Origin of the sequence: Syntrophaceticus schinkii, from assembly GCF_000946815.1 — a bacterium.
GTDB lineage: Bacteria > Bacillota > DSM-12270 > Thermacetogeniales > Thermacetogeniaceae > Syntrophaceticus > Syntrophaceticus schinkii.
Genome location: NZ_CDRZ01000193.1, coordinates 1 through 1751 on the forward strand (window position 1 = coordinate 1; position 1751 = coordinate 1751).

2 protein-coding genes are annotated in these 1751 nt (G+C 49.2%); both read left to right on the plus strand.

All coding sequences use genetic code 11. The features are described from left to right. Nucleotides 1-187 precede the first annotated feature (187 nt). Complete coding sequence (locus SSCH_RS07365; RefSeq protein ID WP_052835433.1) at nucleotides 188-1117, plus strand: DDE-type integrase/transposase/recombinase; 930 nt, start codon at nucleotides 188-190, stop codon at nucleotides 1115-1117. A 144-nt stretch (nucleotides 1118-1261) separates the two neighbouring features. Beyond that, the coding region (locus SSCH_RS07370; protein WP_156972171.1) for an ATP-binding protein at nucleotides 1262-1751 on the plus strand (490 nt) is incomplete at its 3' end.

The window sequence follows — 1751 nt, forward strand, 5'->3', positions numbered from 1 at the left end:
CAAATCCCCGGCAGCCATAGAACAACTGTCAGTACCCGTACCTGGGGCGCTACATAGCAAACTACAGAAGAGCAGGTTGGGAGGGCCTGAAACCAAAGCCGCGTCCTGCAACCAACAGAACAAGCATCCCCCTTTCGGTTCTGCAGGCAGCAATCGATCTTCGCAAAGAGCGTCCAGGAGCGCGAGTGTGGAGCAGATTATCTTTTTATTAGAGCAGGGTAGCATTACTGCACCGGGATCTATTGCCCCAAGCACCCTCGCACGTCACCTGAGAAAGGCGGGTGTAAGCAGGCAGGAACTGCTGCACAATGCTACACCACAAAAAGGGCGCCGGCGTTTTGAAGCATCAGATGTTCATGAAATCTGGCAGTCCGACTTTCAGCACACTCTGTACCTGCCCGACCCCACTCACTCCCGGAAGCGCAAGAAAGCCATTTTGTTTGCCATTATGGACGACTATTCCCGGTTGATTGTGCATGCTGAATTTTATTGGGATGAAAAACTCCCTCGACTGGAAGACTCTTTAAAAAAGGCTATTTTACGCTACGGAATTCCAGAACAGTTTTATTGTGATAATGGAGCAGCATTCTCATCTCATCACCTGCTGCGGATCTGCGGCAAGCTGGGCATTCGCCTTTCGCACAGTAGAGCGTTCCGTCCCCAGGGCCGCGGCAAAATTGAGCTGTTTTTCAGGTTTATCGATACCAGCTTTAAACCCGAAGCATACAACCTGATTGAAAGGGGAGATATCCAGGGCCTGGCTCAACTAAACAATGCTTTAACAGCATGGCTGGATGGTTACTACCATATCCGCAAGCATGGTGGCACAGGTCAGACTCCGCTTGCCAGGGCAACTGCAAGCAAACGCACAATGAAAAGAGTTCCCATCAGTGAACTGACAGATATCTTCCTCTGGGAAGAAAATCGCAAAGTTGATAAAACCGGCTGTGTGCATGTCTTCGGCAATATCTATGAGGTACCCTGTGAGCTTTCGGGGGAAAAGGTAAAGCTGCGCTTTGACCCCTTTGATCTGTCTGTAATCCAGGTGTGGTTTGATGGTAAGCGTTTTCCCGATGCCATACCCTGGATCTTCATCGATCTGTCCACAAACGGGTAAAAACAAAACCATCCGAGTCTATCCAGGAAATAGAGCCATCTCCCGGGGAAGTGAACACAGGTGAGCTGAGTTTTTTTCATTTGGCTGAGGAAAAGCAACGTGAAGGGTGGAAGAGTATTCCTCTAACCTTTGCCCCAAAGCCTGATGAGAGCAGAGGTGATGAAGATGGAAACTGAGAATAAACTCGTTCCCTTTTCCCGGAACCCCAAGAATGAAATGTTATTCGGTTCATCAGCCTACATGGAAGCGCTTGCCCGTATGCAGTTGATGGTCCAACACCGTTATTTTGGAGTACTCACAGGGGAGGTAGGAAGCGGGAAATCAACACTTGTTCGCCATCTGGTGCAAACCCTTGATCCTATGCGCTACCAAGTTATTTACTTAAGCCAGGCAGGGATGAAACCACGGGATTCTATGGGGAAATGCTGCGTCATCGTGGGTGAGGAGCCTTTATTCTCCCTGACAAAAGCAAAACGCCTTTTTGAAGAGGTACTGCGTACAAGGGTAGAGCAAGGGGATAAATCTCTGGTTGTAATCATAGATGAGGCACAGGATATATCCCTCCGGCCATGCTCCTGGAACTTACGCTTTGCCTTGAACCAGCAGATCGGATTTCTGTGTCCCTGTTTACACT